The sequence below is a fragment of the Actinoplanes sp. CA-252034 genome (assembly GCF_050956125.1).
Taxonomy (GTDB): domain Bacteria; phylum Actinomycetota; class Actinomycetes; order Mycobacteriales; family Micromonosporaceae; genus Actinoplanes.
In genome coordinates, this window is sequence record NZ_CP191846.1 from 7,454,221 (window position 1) to 7,470,625 (window position 16,405).

Consider the following 16,405-nt stretch of genomic DNA (forward strand, 5'->3'; position numbering starts at 1 on the left):
GCTGGGACCGGATCGGTCCGTCGTCACGATCGCAGGGAGAAAATCGGTGCTGGCACGACGGTGGGTGGCATGTACGGCTGTTGCGGCGGTGCTGATCACCACGAGCGGCTGTGACGACGGCGCCGAGTCCGCGGCGGCCCCCGCCTCGGACCGGGGCACGGTCGGGCTGGCGATGCCGACGAAGAAGTCGGAGCGCTGGATCGGTGACGGCCAGAACATGGAGCGGCAGTTCCAGCTCCTCGGCTACCGCACCGACATGCAGTACGCCGACGACGACATCCAGAAGCAGGTCGAGCAGATCGACGGAATGGTCGAGGACAAGGTCCGCGCCCTGGTCATCGGCGCCATCGACGGCACCGCGCTCAAGAGCGTGCTGGCCAAGGCGGCAGCCGCCGACATCCCGGTGATCGCCTACGACCGGCTGATCCGTGACAGCGGCGACGTCGACTTCTACGCCACCTTCGACAACTTCAAGGTCGGCGTGCAGCAGGCCGGCGCGATCGTGGACGCGCTGAACCTGAAGAGCGGCGGGGGCTCGTACAACCTGGAGCTGTTCGCGGGCTCTCCGGACGACAACAACGCCACGTTCTTCTTCAACGGGGCGATGAGCGTGCTGAAGCCGTACATCTCCTCGGGTCGTTTGAAGGTTCGCAGCGGCGAGACGAAGTTCGAGCAGGTGGCCACGATGCGGTGGGATGCCGCCGTGGCGCAGAAGCGGATGACGCGGCTGCTCGGCAGCGACTACGGGCAGGCCCGGGTGGACGCGGTCCTGTCGCCCTACGACGGGATCAGCCGCGGCATCCTGACCGCTCTGGAGGCCGGTGGGTACGGCGCCAAGGGCCGGAAGCTGCCGGTGCTCACCGGGCAGGACGCCGAGCTCGACTCGGTGAAGCTGATCGCCGCCGGCAAGCAGACCGAGACAGTCTACAAGGACACCCGTGAGCTGGCGAAGGTCGCCGTGCAGATGACCAACGCGCTGCTCATCGACGAGAAGCCGATGATCAACGACACCGAGCAGTACCACAACGGGGTCGAGATCGTGCCGACCTTCCTGCTGCAGCCGGTGAACGTGGACCGGTCCAACTACGAACGCGTCCTCGTCGACGGTGGCTATTACACCGCCGCCCAGATCTCCTGACGCCCGGCCGAGACGAAGGAGGCCCTGAGATGTCCTACCGCACCCTGCTCGCCGATGCCTCGGTCAGCACGAAACTGACCGCCCTGGTCACGTCCGGTCTGCTCGCCGTCGGCACCTGTGTCGGCGTGACGCTCTACAACAACCGGGTCGCGGACCGTACCGCCGACGAGCTCGCCGCTCTGAACTCCGCCAGCACGCTGGTGCTGCGACTGGACCGGGCGGCCAGCGACTACAAGACGCATGGACTGCAGGCGATCACCCGCCGCACCCCGCAGGAACAGAACGCCCTGCTGAAGGACGAGCTGGCCAAGGCCGAGAAGCTGCTGGACGAGCTGGAGGGGATCGCGCTGCCCGGTGACCTGTCCGCCTCGGTGGGCCGGATCCGGACCGTGTACAACGACTACGGCCAGGTGATCGAGCAGTTCGTGGCCGGCGCGGTGGCCGAGCAGAGCCAGGCCCGCCTGTCGTGGGAGCAGATCGACGTCGACAACTACCTGACGAGCGCGGTGCTGGAGAACGAGCGCACCCTGTTCGCCGCCACCATCGACAAGGCCAGCGCCGACGCGACGGCCAGCCGTGACCAGGCGCAGACGATCCTGCTCGCCACGGCGCTCGCCGCGATCATCGTGCTGTGCCTGCTGGCCCGGATCATCGTCACCTCGATCACCCGGCCGTTGCAGCGGGTCCGTACCGCCCTGAAGGCGATGGCCGAGGGCGACCTCACGGTCACCACCGACGTCACCTCCGGCGACGAGATGGGCCAGATGGCCCGGGCTCTGGACGAGGCGCAGGGCAACATGCGTACGGTCGTCGCGCAGGCCGCGGCCTCGGCGAAGGCCCTGTCCACCGCGGCCGACGACATGACCGCCACCGCCGGCAGCATCGCCGACGCGGCGCTCGGCTCGTCGCAGCAGGCCCGCACGGTGTCCGGGACGGCCGAGTCGGTGTCGTCGAACGTCAGCGCGGTCGCGGCCGGCGCGGCCGAGATGGCCGAGTCGATCCGGGAGATCGCGCAGAGCACCGCCCGGGCCGCCGAGGTGGCCGGCCAGGCCGTCGACGTCGCCCGCTCGACCAGCTCGCACATCGACAAGCTGGGCACCTCGTCGGCCGAGATCGCCGCCGTGGTCGGCGCGATCACCAGCATCGCCGAGCAGACGAACCTGCTGGCCCTGAACGCGACCATCGAGGCCGCCCGGGCCGGCGAGTCCGGCAAGGGCTTCGCCGTGGTCGCCAGCGAGGTGAAGGACCTGGCGCAGGAGACCGCGCGGGCCACCGAGGACATCACCCGCCGGGTGACGGCCATCCAGCAGGACACCGCCGGCGCGGTCGAGGCGATCAGCCAGATCACCTCGGTCATCGAGCAGATCAACGACTTCCAGGCGACGATCGCGGCGGCGGTGGAGGAGCAGACCGCCACGACGGCGGAGATGAACCGGGGCATCAGCGCGGTCGCCGGCGGCGCCGGTGACATCGCGGCCGGAGTGGCCGGGCTCGCGTCGGCGTCGGAGGTCACCACGGCCGGTGCCGCGCAGTCGAAGCAGGCGATCACCGAACTGAGCTCGATGGCCCGGGAGCTCCAGGGCCTGGTGGCGCGATTCCGGGCATAACGCCTTTCCACATACCGGGATGATCGACTCCACCCGGCCGGCTTTACGCTGGTCGGGTGGAACTCATCGACGTCATCGGGTGGGGCGGCTCGGCCCTGCTCGTCTGGTCACTGCTGCAGAACCGGCTGCTGCGCCTGCGCGCCCTCAACCTCGTCGGCTGCCTGGTGCTGATCGGCTTCAACGCGGCGGTCGGCGTCTGGCCGATGGTGGGCCTCAACGTGGTCCTCGCGGTGATCAACGTCTGGTACCTGTGGCGGATGCTGGCGACCCGCCACGACGACAAGGTCTACCAGGTGGTCGAGGTCCGCACCGATGACGCGTTCCTGCTGCACGTGCTGCGCAACCACGACGCCGACATCAGGGGATTCAACCCCGGCTTCGGTACGGAGGCACTCGCGCGCCCCGGCGCCGCGGCCTTCCTGATCGTCAACGTCGACGAGGTCGCCGGGGTGGTGGTGTTCCACACCGCCGGTGACGGGGTGGCGCAGGTGGACCTGGACTACGTGATCGAGCGGTACCGGGACGTCACCCCCGGCGAGTTCGTGTTCCGGCGCAGCGGCTACTTCACCGACCGTGGCTGCCGGGCGGTGATCACCCCGCCGGGGATGCGCGCTCCCTACTACAGCCGGCTCGGGTTCGAGCGCAGCGGCGACTCGTACCGCCTGGATCTGGCCTAGAGACCCCGGGATCGGGGTCCACCTCTCTACGCCGCCACCGGGGTGTGCCGGAAGGTGCGCCGGTAGCTGTGCGGCCCGACCCCGGTGACCGCCCGCAGATGCATCCGGAACGACGCGGCCGTGCCGAAACCGGCCCGCTCGGCGACCCGCTCCACCGGCAGGTCGGTGGTCTCCAACAGGTGCCGGGCCAGGTCGACGCGCCGGCTGATCAGCCACGATCCGGGGGTGACGCCGGTCTCCTGCCGGAACCGCCGGGTGAACGTGCGGATGCTCATCCGGGCGTGCCCGGCGAGCGCGGCCAGGTTCAGTGGCTCGTCCAGGTGCCGCAGCGCCCACTCGCGGGTCGGCGCGGTCGACGTCTCGGCCCGCTCCGGAACCGGCTGCTCGATGTACTGCGCCTGCCCACCGTCACGCCACGGCGGCACCACGCAGCGGCGGGCCACCGCGTTGGCGACCTCGCTGCCGTGGTCGCGGCGCACGATGTGCAGGCAGAGGTCGACACCGGCGGCGGCGCCGGCGGAGGTGAGCACGTCGCCGTCGTCGACGAACAGCACCGTCGGGTCGACCGCCACCGTGGGGAACAGCCGCTGGAAGTGATCGGCGCAATACCAGTGGTTGGTGGCCGGGCGGCCGTCGAGCAGCCCGGCGGCGGCCAGCACGTAGGCGCCGGTGCAGATCGACACGAGCCGGGCGCCCGGCCGGAGGTGCGCGAGCGCGGCACGGACCGGCTCGCTGAGGACGCCCTCGGTGAACATCGGCGCCAGCGGGGCGAGCGCCGGCACGACGACCGTGTCCGCCGTGGCCAGGATCTCGGGACCGTGCTCGACGGTGATGGCGAAGTCGGCGTCGGTCGGCACCGGGCCGGCGCTGAGACCGGCCGTGACCACCTCGTAGAGCGGCACGCCACCGCTGTCGACGACGCTGCCGAAGACCCGCTTGGGGATCCCCATCTCGAACGGATAGACGCCGGGCAGGGCGAAGACGACGACGCGATGCATGGCCAGATCCTTGCACATCTCGTCATTCAGGCCACTGTTTCGGTACGCCCGGTCCCGCGACGCTGTACCTCATGCGCGTCATCACTCAAGATCAGCTGGGCGGTCCCGACGTTCTCCACGAGGGCACCGCGGACCGTCCGTCGCCCGGGCCGACCGAGATCCTCGTCCGGGTGCACGCCGCCGGCCTCAACCCGGTCGACGTCAAGTCCCGGGCCCACGGCGGCTTCCTCGGACAGCCCCCGTTCGTCCTCGGCTGGGACGTCTCCGGCGTCGTCGAGGAGGTCGGCGTCGGCGTGACCCTGTTCGCTCCCGGCGACGAGGTGTTCGGCATGCCGTGGTTCCCGCGGCCGGCGGGCGCCTATGCCGACCACGTGACCGCCCCGGGCCGTCACTTCGCCCACAAGCCCGCCGCCGTGGACCACGTGCACGCGGCCGGCCTGCCGCTGGCCGGCCTGACCGCGTGGCAGGCGCTGACCGACCGTGCCCGGGTGCGGCCCGGCCATCGGGTCCTCGTCCATGCGGCGGCCGGCGGGGTCGGTCATCTCGCGGTTCAGATCGCCAAAGCCCGGGGGGCGTACGTGATCGGCACCGCCCGGGCAGCCAAGCACGACCTGCTGCGCGACCTCGGAGCGGATGAGGTGATCGACTACACGGCGGTCGACTTCACCGAGGCCGTCGAACCGGTGGACGTGGTGATCGACCCGATCGGCGGCGCGGACGGCCCCCGCTGCCTGCGGGTGCTCCGGCCCGGCGGCGTCCTGGTGTCGCTGAGCTCCCCGGCCGAGCAGCACCTCGTGGCCGAGGCCGAACGACTCGGGGTTCACGCCGGCTTCCTGCTGGTCGAGCCGGACCGGGCCGGCCTGCTCGCGCTGGCCGGCCTGGTCGACGCCGGGCGGTTGCGGGTCCTCGTCGAGGCTTCGCTGCCGTTGGCCGAGGCGGCGAAGGCCCACGAGCTGAGCGAGACCGGCCGGGTGACCGGCAAGATCGTCCTGACCACCGGCGCGAGCTGACCGCAGCGGAGCCGCTCCACGCGGGCACCGGGCTCCGGGTCTTCGGGCACGGCACGGCTCCCGGCCGCCCGCGGGCTCCGGATGGTTCGTGAGGTCCGCCGCCGCTTCGGTCAGCGGGCGGGTTCCGGGGCTCGCCGCCGGTCCGCGCTCAGCGTGCGCGTTCCGGCGCCCGCCGCCAGGAACACGCCGCCGAGCAGGATCCAGCCCGGCAGGCCGAGACCGACGGCCGTCGACGTGACCACCACCGGGGCGACGGCCCGGCCGATGGCGACACCGGCCTGGCTGACCCCCTGGTAGGCGCCGGAGCTCGCCGGATCGGCCCACTCGAAGGCCAGCTCCCAGCCACCGGTCTCGGTGACGATCTCGCCGAGGCTGTGCGCCACGACCGCCACCACCAGCAGCGCCGTGGCGAGCCAGGCGCCGCGCGGGTGACCGGCCGCCGCATAGCCGAGACAGGCCACCAGCAGCAGGACCGAGCCGCGGAATACGGCCCGGCCCGCCGACGGCACGTCCCCGACCAGCCGGGTGGACCAGACCTGAAGGCACGAGACCAGGGCGGTGTTGAGCAGCAGCAGCACCGCGACGGTGACGTCCGGTGCGGAGGTGTGGCCGGTCACCCACAGCGGCATCCCGACGGTGAGCAGCAGGAACTGCATGCTCACCACGGCATGCAGCGCCGTCGCGGTGAGATAACGGCGATCGCCCAGCGGGGACCGGCCACCCTCCTCCGGCCGGCCCCCGCCACCCCGGTCAGCGCGGGCAGGGCCTTCAGGGGAACGAGAGCGAGCAGGAGGAGTACGGCCGCGACCAGCACCGCCGTCACGTACGCGGACCGGCTGCCCACCACCAGCGCGACCGCGGCGAGCCCGGAGCCGGCCGCGATGGACACGTTGTCCACGACCCGCAGCCAGGCACGGACCCCGACCCGGTCCGGACCGGTGAACGCGCGAGCCAGCAGCGCGACATGCGCCGTCCGCTGGACGCTCTCCGCACCGACCGCCACGCAGGCGACCAGCACGAACGTGGCCGCATCGCGGGTCAGGCAGTAGCCCGCGAGCGCCGCGCCCTGTGCCGCGGCCGCCACCAGCAGCACCCGCCGGGGTCCGAACCGGTCACACAGCCGCCCGGCCGCGAACGCTGTCACCACTCCTCCGGCCCCGGCGATCGTCAGGCCGACTCCCACGGTCGCCGGGCTGATCCCGGCCACGGTGGTGAAGAACAGCGCGCTGACGCTGAACATCACCCCCTTGGCTGTCGAGGCGGCCACGGTGGCCCAGGTCAGTACTCGTCTCACAGGCACGGGAACAGTCGACCGGGCCGGGCCTATCAGCGCGATTGATGTAGCGTTCTGCTTCATGCCGGTGCGCTACAGGCTGGTCGGCCCCGATCTGGCCGGGGTGCGGTTCGCCGTGTCGCCGCTCAACGAGCTGGTCCTGTCGCTGCGCAGCTGGCGCGATCCCGGCCGCTTCCCGGTCCACCTGCCGTGGATCCGCCGCATGCAGCGGGCCCGCGAGGCCCTCGACACCGAGATGCTGCTCTCGCTGATCGACGAGCGCCTCTCGACACCGGACTTCCTGACCCCGCCGCCGCGCTCCCCGTTGACCCGCCTCGAGGACGAGCTGGCCGCGATGGCAGCCACACCGGCCGACGTGGTCCGGCGCAATCTGCGTCAGCTCTACCGCACCGACGAGGACGTCCCGCCGCCGCTGCGCGAGGCGGACGCGCTGCCCCGCATGGTGGCCGCCCTGGCCGGCTACTGGGACGCCTGCTTCGCCGCGCACTGGCCCCGGATGCGGGCCCTGCTGGAGGGCGACGTCACCCACCGGGGACGGGAGATCACCCAGCACGGCCTGGCCGCGATGTTCGCGAGCCTGTCCGACCGGGTCACCATGACAGGCGACACCGTGGAGGTACGGCTGCACTCCGACGTCCACTACACCCGGCCGACCCTCGGCGGCCTGACCCTGGTCCCGACGCTGTGGACACCCGCGGTGGCGGCCCCGATCTCCCCCGACGAGCCTCCGATGATCATCTACCTGGCCCGGGGCAGCGGCACCCTGTGGGAGCCCGAGCCGCTCCCCGCACCGGGCGCCCTGGCCGCACTGCTGGGCGCCCACCGCGCCGGCCTGCTGGCCCGCCTGGACTCCCCCGCCTCCTCCACCGAGCTGGCCACCCGCCTCGGCGTCACCACCCCGGCCGTCAACCAGCACCTACGTGCCCTCCGTGCCGGCGGCCTGCTGGTCAGTGCCCGTCATGGCCGGTCGGTCCTCTACCGCCGCTCCGACCTCGGCGACCGTCTCCTGGCCGGGTCCGCGCGCCCGGACCGGTGATCCGGGCGCGCGGCGGCCTTCGTCAGGGCAGGGTCCAGCGCTGGTTGTCGCCGGCGAAGCAGTCCCAGAGCTGGAGCTTCGTGCCGTCGGCCGAGGACGGGCCGGTGGCGTCCAGGCACTTGCCCAGCGAGCGCAGGGTTCCGTCGGTGCCGGCGGTCCACTGCTGGGCCGCGGTGCCGTTGCAGTCGTAGATCTGGATCTTCGTGCCGTTGGCGCTGGACGCGGCGTTGACGTCCAGGCACTTGCCGAGGGCGCGGATCGTGCCGTCCGAGCCGACGGTCCAGGTCTGGGCCGACGAGTTGTTGCAGGTCCAGAGCTGCACCTGGGTGGCGTTGGCGGCGGACGCGCCCGCGACGTCGACGCACTTGCCGCCGAAGCCGGTGATCTGCCCGGAGCGCGACGGGCCGGCGCCCGCGTCGCCCGCGCCCGCCCAGACGTAGGTGCCGGTGGTCTTGGCCGGCAGCGTGCCGGTGAACTGCCGGGTTCCGGCGCGCAGCGTGAAGGCCTGGTTCGACGCGGTCTGGTTGACCACGACGGTGACCAGGGAGTTGTCCGGGTTCACGAACGCGACGTTGGTGACCGTGCCGGTCGAGCCGTAACCGGTGGCGACACGTTTGGCGCCGGCCTGCACGAACTTCGAGAACTGGGCGACCATGTTGAAGTCGGGGGTCTTCCAGAACGTGTCGGGGTTCGAGGTGCTCTGCACCAGCATCGTCGGGTCGGGCGAGCCGCTCCAGCGCTCCGGCGAGCGGTTCTGGTCGAGCATCGAGACCCAGCCCTCGTAGAGCGTGGACTGGTTGCGGAAGTACTGCACGATGCGGTCGGCGCCCGAGGTGCCCCAGACCGAGCGCTCGGTCATCAGTACGTCCTTGTCGGGGAACTGCGCCTTGACCTGTGCCATCGCCGACGGGTCACCGGCGTAGTCGTGGAAGGCGATGCCGTCGACGGAGGATCGGGCGTCGGCGGTGAGGACCCCCTGGGCGTACGCGACGCCCTCGCTGAAGTTGTGGTCGAAGGCCCAGATCCTGGTGGCACCCAGCCCGTTGCCAGTGAGCTCGGCCCGCAGCGCGATCGCGAGACGCCGCTCCTGGTCGGCGGTGACCCGCATGCCCGGGTAGTCGGCGGGCTCGAACAGCGGCTCGTTCTGCAGGGTCAGCCCGTGGATCGGGATGCCCTGCGCCGCGTACGCCTGGATGGACTTGCGGTAGTAGGTGGCGAGCGTGGGGATGTACTGGTCGAGCAGGCTGCCGGTGATCAGCGAGTTGCTGCTCTTCATCCACGCCGGCGCGGACCACGCGCTCGCGAAGACCTTGAGGTTCGGGTTGATCGCCAGCGCCTCGCGCAGCGTCGAGACGATCTTGTAGTCGATGTCCCGCTGGATCGAGAACCGCGACAGCGACGGGTCGGCGGCGCCGTCGTCGTAGGTGTAGAAGTCGTGCGAGGTGAAGTCGCTGGTCCCGAACGTGATCCGGGCGACGTTGAAGCCCGCGCCGGCACTCGGGTCGACGAGCGTGCGCAGGGCGTTCGTGCGCCCGGCCGGGCTCATCCGCGCCAGGTTGAAGATCGTCGACTCCTCCAGTGAGGAGCCGACGCCGAGCACGGTCTGGAACTTCTGGTTGGTGTCGACCGAGATCGTGGCGGTGCTGCCGGCCGCGGCCGTGGCGATGTCGGCCTGCCGGCTGAGCTGGTAGGGGGTACCGGCCAGACCGGTGGCGGGATCGGTGTACCAGTTGGCGTTCTTGGGCTCGTAGCCCGCGGTACGCGACTCGGAGCTGAACCACACCTGCACACTCGCGGCGGGCGCCGCCTGGGCGGCCTGCGGGATGAGGAGACCTGTGGTGGCGAGCAGGCTCGCTACCAGGCCGGCGAAACGGGGACGGGTCATTCGGCGGAGGCCTCTCCACTCAGTCGAAATAGCAAAGAAACTGAACGGAAATCCTTCTGACCCCATCGGATCGAGTCAATGGCCCTGCCCGCCCCGGAGGCGAAGGAGCGACGAAAAACTATGAAACACCTCAGCCGCGGTCACTTCTCGGGGCCGGACAGGGCGGCTCGCAGAATCGGCTCGGCGTCGGGAGCCGCGTCCAGGGTGTCGAGAGCCAGCAGAGCTGCACCGGTCACCGGCGGGGTGGACAGGACCGTGACGTCGGCCAGCGGCGCCTGGGCCCGGAGACCACCGACGACCGCATCGTGCAGGCGGGGGATGCGGGCCTGCAGGACACCGCCGCCCAGGACCACGGCGTGCGGGGCGGTCAGCAGGCCCAGGCGGGTGGCGGCCACCCGGTGCTGGGCCAGGATCTCCGCGGCCTGCCGGTCGACCAGCGCCGACGCCACCTCGTCACCGGCCGCCGCCACCTCGAACAGCAGCGTGGTCAGCTCGGGGATGCGGTCGCGGGGCACGTCGCCCAGGTGCAGGGCGATGCTCACCCGCTCGACGGTGGGCAGCCCGAAGTGGGCGGCCACCGCGGCGGACAGGGCGGTGGGACGGCCGCGGCCGTCCTCGCCGCGCGCCGCCTCTCGCAGTGCGTGCTCGGCGAGGTCGTGGCCGCCGCCCCAGTCACCGGAGATCGGGCCGAGGGCGACGAACCTGGCGGTACGCCCGTCGGCCGCCCGCCCCACACAGTTGGTGCCCGCGCCGCACACCACGGTGACCGCGTCCGGTGTGGACGTCCCGGCCCGCAGCAGGGCGAAGCAGTCGTTGTCGGCGAGCGCCCGGCGGGCCCACCCCTGCGCGGCGACGGCCTCGTGCAGACGGGTCACCTCGATCGGCAGGTCGGCTCCGGCGAGGTAGACGGCGACCGTCTCGACCGGCACGTCCGCGGCCAGGCCGGCCCGGTCGCGGGCCTCGCCGATCAGGTCGCCGAGCACGTCGATCGTCCCGGCGAGGCCGATGTTGTGCGGGGACGACGTGCCGCCGCGGACCGTGGCCAGCACCTTGCCGGTGGCGTCGCCCAGGACCACGTCGGTCTTGGAGTTGCCGCCGTCAGCCGCCAGGTACAGCGTGTTCACCGGGCCCACGCGAGGTGGGCACGGCCGGCCGCGATCAGCCTGTCGGCCAGCGCGTCGGCGTACTCGTGCTGGCCGATCAGCGGGTGTGCCAGCAGCGCCCGGTAAACCCGGTCACGGCCACCGCGCCGAGCCGCGTCGAGAGCCAGCTCCTCGTACCCCCAGGTGTGGGTGATCAATGCGGCCAGATCGGGCGGGACCGCGGTGACCGGCAGCGGCGTCGGCCCGTTGAGGCCCGCCCGGGCCGAGACCTCGATGACCGCGTCGGCCGGGAGGAACGGCAGGGTGCCGTTGTTACGCACGTTCACCGAGTGCACCGCGGTGTCGTCGAACCCGAAGAGGGAGGCGAGGAGACCGACCGCGGCCTCGGAGTAGAAGGCGCCGCCGCGTTCGCCGAGCAGTGCGGGCTTCTCGGTGAGGGTGACGTCGCGGTACATGTCGAGCAGGGTCGCCTCGATCTCGGCGACCCGTTGGCCCCGCGTGGACGTGCCGACCGATTGCCGCACATGCGCATCGTGTCGATAGAAGTAGGACAGATAATATGAAGGCACCGCACCGAGCATGGTGATGATGTCAGCCGGAATGTCGACCTCTTCGGATATCTCCGACAAATGAGAGTCGATGAGCCCCGGCAGGCGGTCGACGCCGTCCACCAGCGCCGCCCGCTCCCACGTCAGGTGGTTGAGCCCGACGTGGTCCAGCACCACGGCGGCAGGGTCGACACCCAGGTAACCGGCGAAACGCCGCTGGAAGCCGATGGCCACGTTGCAGAGGCCGACCGCCCGGTGCCCGTCGTCCAGCAGGGCGCGGGTGACGATGCCGACCGGGTTGGTGAAGTCGACGATCCAGGCGCCCGGCTTCGCACGCCGGCGGACCCGGTCGGCGACGTCGAGGATCACCGGGACCGTGCGCAGCGCCTTGGCCAGCCCGCCGGCCCCGGTCGTCTCCTGCCCGACACAGCCGCAGTCGAGCGGGAACGTCTCGTCGGTGATGCGGGCCTGCTGGCCGCCGACCCGCAGCTGGATGACGACGGCGTCGGCATCGGTGACCCCGGCGTCCAGATCGGACGTCCAGGTCACCTTTCCCGGGTGCCCGTAGTGCCGGAAGATCCGGGCGGCGAACGCCCCGACGATCTCCAGCCGGTCGGCGGCCGGGTCGATGAGCACCAGTTCGGAGACCATCGTGCCGAGCCGGGCGAACCCGTCGACCAGCTCGGGCGTGTAGGTCGATCCGCCTCCGACGACTGCGATTTTCACCCTTTGAATCCTGTCAGCGTGATGCCCTGCACGAACGAGCGCTGGGCGAAGAAGAAGATGACGATCAGTGGGGCCATGGCCAGTACGGTCGCGGCCGTGACGAGGTTCCAGTCGACGTGGTGGACGGTCCGGAACGACGCCAGGCCCAGCGAGAGCGTCCACGAGCTCTCGTTCTCACTGGTGTAGAGCAGCGGGCCGTAGTAGTCGTTCCAGCAGTAGAAGAACTGGAACAGCCCGGCGGCCGCGATACCGGGACGGGCCATCGGCAGCACCACCCGCAGCAGGGTGCGCCACTCGCCGCAGCCGTCCACCCGGGCCGCGTCGAGGTATTCGCTCGGAATGGTCAGCAGGAACTGCCGCAGCAGGAAGATGCAGAACGCGTCACCGAACAGCGCCGGGATGATCAGCGGGGCGAGCGAGCCGGTCAGTCCGTAGCGGGCCCACATCAGATACAGCGGGACTGTGACCACCTGCGGCGGGAGCATCATCACGCAGATCACCACGAGGAACATCGGGTTCCGGCCGCGGAACCTCAACTTCGCGAGGGCGTACGCCGCGGGCACGCTCGACACGAGGGTGAGGACGGTGGCGGTCACCGCGTACAGCATGGTGTTCAGCAGGTAGTGCGGCAGCGGGGTGGCCTGGAAGACCTTGAGGTAGTTCTCCGGATGCCAGGTGTTGGGCCAGTAGTCGCTGGTGAGGGCCTGGTCACTGGTCATCAACGACAGCAGGACGAGGTAGACGACCGGCGTGACGAACATGATCGCGAGCGCGATGGCGATGCTGTGCCGGGCGATCCAGGCGAGCCTCTGCTGCCGTCGCCCGGCCTTCCTGTCGGAGAGCGGTAGGGCGGTCACGATTCCTCCCCGGAGAAGGCCTTGGCGCGGCGCAGCAGGATCACGGTGACGGAGAGCGCGACCAGGAAGAGGACGATGGCGAGGGCGTTGGCGTAGCCGAGCGCGCTGTAGCGGAACCCGACGGTGTAGAGCCACAGTGGATAAGTGAAGGTGGAGCCCTCCGGGTAGCCGAAGGCCTGGGAGATCCCGGCGCCGACGGTGGCCTGCCCGCTGGCGATCGAGCCGGCCACCGCCGCCTGGTCGAAGTACTGCAAGGTGTAGATCACGCCGGTGACCGCGGCGAAGAGGATCACCGGGCGGATCGTCGGCAGCGTGATCGACCGGAACTTGTGCCAGGCGTTCGCGCCGTCCAGCGACGCGGCCTCGTAGAGGCTCTCCGGGACGCCCAGCACCGCCGCCAGGAAGATGATCATCAGGTCGCCGATGCCCCACAGGCCGAGCAGGACCAGTGACGGTTTCGCCCAGGCCGGCGAGTTGAACCAGAGCGGGCCGTCGATGCCGATCATCTCGAGGAAGTGGTTGACCGGACCGGTGCCCGGCTTGAGCAGGTAGACGAACGCGATGGTGGCGGCCACCGGCGGGACCAGGGCGGGCAGGTAGAAGATCGTCCGGAAGAACCCGGCACCCCGCTTGAGCTGCACCAGAAGCATCGACAGGCCGATCGCGCCGAGGATGCGGATCGGGACGAAGACCACGACCATCCACAGTGTGTTGCGGATGGCCTGGAGCAGGAAGGGATCCCCGCCCATCCGTCGATAATTGTCCAGACCGACCCATTGGGGTACGGACAGCAGGTCGAACTCGGTGAACGAGAAGTAGATCGCCGAGAGCAGTGGGTAGACGAAGAAGATCGCGATGCCGAGGAGCGCGGGCGCGACGAACGTGAACGTCGTCGCGCCCCGGCGCAGGGAGGTTCCGGTCACCGATCAGCCGCCGAGCGACATGACGCTGTCGATCTGCTTGTCCGCCTCCAGCAGGCCCTGGTTCAGGTCGGCGACCTTGCCGGACTGGTAGCCGGTCAGGAACGTCCCGAAGGTCTCCTGGTAGGCGGGCCCGGACGACGACGGCGGCGAGGTCATCGAGTTCGGGTTGTTGAAGATGTCGATGAACGCCTTGAAGTCCTGGTCGGCGTTGAGCCCCGGGTCGGCGATCGCGGTGGTCGTGGTCGGCACGTTCTTCAGCAGGCCGGCCAACTTGATGACCGCCTTGTCGTCGGCGGTCAGGTACTTGATCAGCTCCCAGGCCGCCTCGGGGTTCTTGGCGTTCCTGCTGATGCCGACGATGTTGCCGGTCACGTAGCCGCCGCCGTAGCGGGACGGGTCGCTGGTCGGGAGCGGCGCCACCCCGTATTTCAGGTCCGGGGCCTGGTCCTTGAGGAAGGCGAGGCGGTACTCGGCGTCGACGTTGATCGCGACCTGGCCCTTCTGGAAGGCGTTGTCGGCGCTGAACTCGTCACCGAGACTGGCCTTGAACCGGGTCAGGTCGTCGTAGCCGTACCAGTCGACGAGGCTCTTCTGCCAGGTCAGCAGAGTCTTCCAGCCGGGGTCGGTGCCGACCGCGCTCCTACCCTCGGCGGTCAGCCACTTGGCGCCGGTGGCCGGGGCGAGGTGCGAGGCCGAGTTCTCGTAGAAGTCGTAGAGCGGCAGGAACCCGACGGTCTTGAGCGAGCCGTCCGGGTTGCGCACGGTGAGCTTCTTGGCGTACTCGGTCAGCTCGTCGAGGGTCTTCGGCGGTGCGGTCAGGCCCGCCTTGGCGAAGAGGTCCTTGTTGTAGTACATCCCATACGCGTCGGCGAGGAACGGCATCGCGCAGCGCTTGCCGCCGAACTCGGTGTACGTCCGGGTGGTCGCGTTGAGCTTGTTCAGGTCGACCTTGTCGCGGGCGATGTACGGGTTGAGGTCGACCCACGCGCCGGAGGAGCAGAACTTGCCGACGATGTCGGTGGAGTAGGACAGGCCGATGTCGGGCCCGTTGCCGGCGCCGATGGCCTGGGTGACCTTGGAGTCGTCCTGTCCGGACTTGACGGTGACCTTGATGTTCGGGTGGCCGTCCGAGAAGTCCTTGATCACCTCGTCGATGGCCTTCGCCTCACGCTCGGTGAAGAAGTGCCACAGTTCGACGGTCCCGGACACCGCGGTCCCGGGGTCGGCGATCTTGTTCTCCTTGGGCGCGGGGGTGCACCCGGTGGTCAGCAGAACCGCTGTTGTCATGACAAAAAGGGCATGGGGTATCCGCTTGTTCACTATTCAGGCCTTTCAGCTGTCTCTAGCTGTCGCGAATGGCGGTGATCAAGGCTTGCCGGACCGCGGCGAGACCGGCGTCGAGTGCGCCGACCAGCACCGCGTCGTCTTCGATGGTGGTGACGGCGAACGAGCTCTCCAGCGGGGCGGCCCGCCGGAACGCGGTGTTCACCGCGGCGAGCAGGGTGTCGCCGCCGGCCTGGGCGATCGGGCCGGCGAGCACCACGAGGTAGGGGTCGAGGATCGCGGTCACCGCGGCCAGGCCGACGACGATGCGGTCGGCCAGGGTGTCGATGAAGTCCTCGGCGCCGGTCGCGGCGGCGCTGGTGACCACGGCCGCCGGAGTGTCCCCGGCGACGCCGTTGTCCCGGGCCAGCTCCATGATCGCGGCGCCGCCGAAGAGATCCTGCAGGTCGAGCTTGCGGTGCGGGGAGTCGGGTGAGTAGAGCGGCACGTAACCGATCTCGCCCGCGCCCCCACGGGTGCCGCGCAGCAGTGTGCCGTTGATGTCGATGGCCAGACCGAGGCCGTCCTGGCCGATCCAGAGCAACGCGAAGTTCTCCGCGTCCTGGCCGGCACCGCGCCGGCGTTCGGCGACGGCGGCCAGGTTGACGTCGTTGTCCACGCCGACCTGCGCACCGAGCGCCGCGGCGATCGCGGACCGCAGGCCGGGCCGGTCGAAGCCGGGGACGTCGACCAGGCGGATCGATTCGGTACGCGGGTCGTAGGAGCCGGGCACGCCGAGCTGCACGTGCCGGATCCGCTCCGCCTCGACGCCGGCCTGCTCGCGCAACCGGTCGACCACGCCGGCCACGACGGTCACCGGGTCGGCGCCGAGGAAGTCGACGCGCGACTCGAACCGGGCCCGGACCGCACCGGTCAGGTCGCAGAGCGCGGCCCCGACCGACGGGGTGCCGCTGGTGCCGACGTCCCGTACCGAGACGGCGACCGCGTAGGCCGCGTCCGGGTTGGCCGCATAGACCTCGGCGTTCGGTCCCGGCCGGCCGCTGGCGTGCCCGACGACGTCGACCAGCCCGGCCTCGGTCAGCCGGCGCAGCACCTCGGAGATCGTCGGCGTGGAGAGCGCGGTGAGTTTGCGGAGGTCGGCCCGGGTGAGGTTGCCGGGCTCCAGGAGCAGCTCGAGTGCGGCGCTCTCGTTCATGGCGCGCAGCAGTTTGGACGAGCCGGCCAACCGCGCCATCGGACCTCCGTTAATAGGCAAAGTGTTTAACAGTTGGCTCATCCTGTGCCAACGAGCCGCCCGCGTCAAGCCTCTCAGCAAACAT

15 protein-coding genes are annotated in these 16,405 nt (G+C 70.5%); 5 read left to right on the forward strand and 10 right to left on the reverse strand.

Annotated elements, in window-relative coordinates:
- Nucleotides 1–46: 46 nt before the first annotated feature.
- The 3 genes from chvE to ACQPZW_RS33870 are packed head-to-tail and all read left to right on the forward strand — an operon-like array spanning nt 47 to nt 3,422.
- Complete coding sequence (gene chvE / locus ACQPZW_RS33860) at nt 47–1,138, forward strand: multiple monosaccharide ABC transporter substrate-binding protein (protein ID WP_433790081.1); 1,092 nt, start codon at nt 47–49, stop codon at nt 1,136–1,138.
- A gap of 29 nt (nt 1,139–1,167) precedes the next feature.
- Nucleotides 1,168–2,745, forward strand: coding sequence for a methyl-accepting chemotaxis protein (locus ACQPZW_RS33865; RefSeq protein WP_433790082.1), 1,578 nt, complete (start codon nt 1,168–1,170; stop codon nt 2,743–2,745).
- Nucleotides 2,746–2,801: 56 nt separating this feature from the next.
- Nucleotides 2,802–3,422 carry a hypothetical protein gene (locus ACQPZW_RS33870; protein WP_433790083.1) on the forward strand — a complete coding sequence of 207 codons (621 nt, stop codon included), beginning with the start codon at nt 2,802–2,804 and terminating at the stop codon, nt 3,420–3,422.
- A gap of 26 nt (nt 3,423–3,448) precedes the next feature.
- Here ACQPZW_RS33870 and ACQPZW_RS33875 read toward each other — a convergent pair whose 3' ends face one another.
- Nucleotides 3,449–4,420 carry a GlxA family transcriptional regulator gene (locus tag ACQPZW_RS33875; protein ID WP_433790084.1) on the reverse strand — a complete coding sequence of 324 codons (972 nt, stop codon included), beginning with the start codon at nt 4,418–4,420 and terminating at the stop codon, nt 3,449–3,451.
- 71 nt (nt 4,421–4,491) lie between these two features.
- On the opposite strand from ACQPZW_RS33875, the gene ACQPZW_RS33880 reads away from it, so the two are divergent.
- A complete protein-coding gene (locus ACQPZW_RS33880; protein ID WP_433790085.1) occupies nt 4,492–5,430 on the forward strand; it encodes an NADP-dependent oxidoreductase in 939 nt (312 codons plus the stop codon).
- Between the two features lie 110 nt (nt 5,431–5,540).
- Here the strand turns inward: ACQPZW_RS33880 and ACQPZW_RS33885 are convergent, their stop codons facing one another.
- Both ACQPZW_RS33885 and ACQPZW_RS33890 read right to left on the reverse strand, forming a co-directional pair.
- On the reverse strand, nt 5,541–6,092 hold the full coding sequence (locus ACQPZW_RS33885) for a hypothetical protein (protein ID WP_433790086.1): 552 nt from the start codon (nt 6,090–6,092) through the stop codon (nt 5,541–5,543).
- A complete protein-coding gene (locus tag ACQPZW_RS33890; RefSeq protein WP_433790087.1) occupies nt 6,089–6,724 on the reverse strand; it encodes an MFS transporter in 636 nt (211 codons plus the stop codon). Before ACQPZW_RS33890 ends, ACQPZW_RS33885 begins: the two co-directional genes overlap by 4 nt.
- Before the next feature lie 61 nt (nt 6,725–6,785).
- Between ACQPZW_RS33890 and ACQPZW_RS33895 the strand changes: the two genes are divergently transcribed.
- The gene (locus ACQPZW_RS33895) at nt 6,786–7,760 is read left to right on the forward strand and encodes a DUF5937 family protein (protein WP_433790088.1); all 975 of its coding nucleotides are present in this window, start codon (nt 6,786–6,788) and stop codon (nt 7,758–7,760) included.
- A 22-nt stretch (nt 7,761–7,782) separates the two neighbouring features.
- Here ACQPZW_RS33895 and ACQPZW_RS33900 read toward each other — a convergent pair whose 3' ends face one another.
- The 7 genes from ACQPZW_RS33900 to ACQPZW_RS33930 form a co-directional block, all read right to left on the reverse strand.
- The gene (locus ACQPZW_RS33900) at nt 7,783–9,645 is read right to left on the reverse strand and encodes a ricin-type beta-trefoil lectin domain protein (protein ID WP_433790089.1); all 1,863 of its coding nucleotides are present in this window, start codon (nt 9,643–9,645) and stop codon (nt 7,783–7,785) included.
- Between the two features lie 140 nt (nt 9,646–9,785).
- On the reverse strand, nt 9,786–10,769 hold the full coding sequence (locus tag ACQPZW_RS33905; RefSeq protein ID WP_433790090.1) for an N-acetylglucosamine kinase: 984 nt from the start codon (nt 10,767–10,769) through the stop codon (nt 9,786–9,788).
- Nucleotides 10,766–12,022: a 6-phospho-beta-glucosidase gene (locus ACQPZW_RS33910; RefSeq protein WP_433790091.1), complete on the reverse strand. Its 1,257-nt coding sequence runs from the start codon at nt 12,020–12,022 to the stop codon at nt 10,766–10,768. Before ACQPZW_RS33910 ends, ACQPZW_RS33905 begins: the two co-directional genes overlap by 4 nt.
- The gene (locus ACQPZW_RS33915; protein ID WP_433790092.1) at nt 12,019–12,879 is read right to left on the reverse strand and encodes a carbohydrate ABC transporter permease; all 861 of its coding nucleotides are present in this window, start codon (nt 12,877–12,879) and stop codon (nt 12,019–12,021) included. Before ACQPZW_RS33915 ends, ACQPZW_RS33910 begins: the two co-directional genes overlap by 4 nt.
- Nucleotides 12,876–13,802 (reverse strand): carbohydrate ABC transporter permease, encoded by a 927-nt coding sequence (locus tag ACQPZW_RS33920; RefSeq protein ID WP_433790093.1) that lies wholly within the window; start codon nt 13,800–13,802, stop codon nt 12,876–12,878. The genes ACQPZW_RS33915 and ACQPZW_RS33920 overlap by 4 nt, the downstream gene beginning before the upstream one ends.
- A gap of 3 nt (nt 13,803–13,805) precedes the next feature.
- Nucleotides 13,806–15,089 carry an ABC transporter substrate-binding protein gene (locus tag ACQPZW_RS33925; protein ID WP_433790094.1) on the reverse strand — a complete coding sequence of 428 codons (1,284 nt, stop codon included), beginning with the start codon at nt 15,087–15,089 and terminating at the stop codon, nt 13,806–13,808.
- A 55-nt stretch (nt 15,090–15,144) separates the two neighbouring features.
- The gene (locus ACQPZW_RS33930) at nt 15,145–16,320 is read right to left on the reverse strand and encodes an ROK family transcriptional regulator (protein ID WP_433790095.1); all 1,176 of its coding nucleotides are present in this window, start codon (nt 16,318–16,320) and stop codon (nt 15,145–15,147) included.
- Nucleotides 16,321–16,405 lie beyond the last annotated feature (85 nt).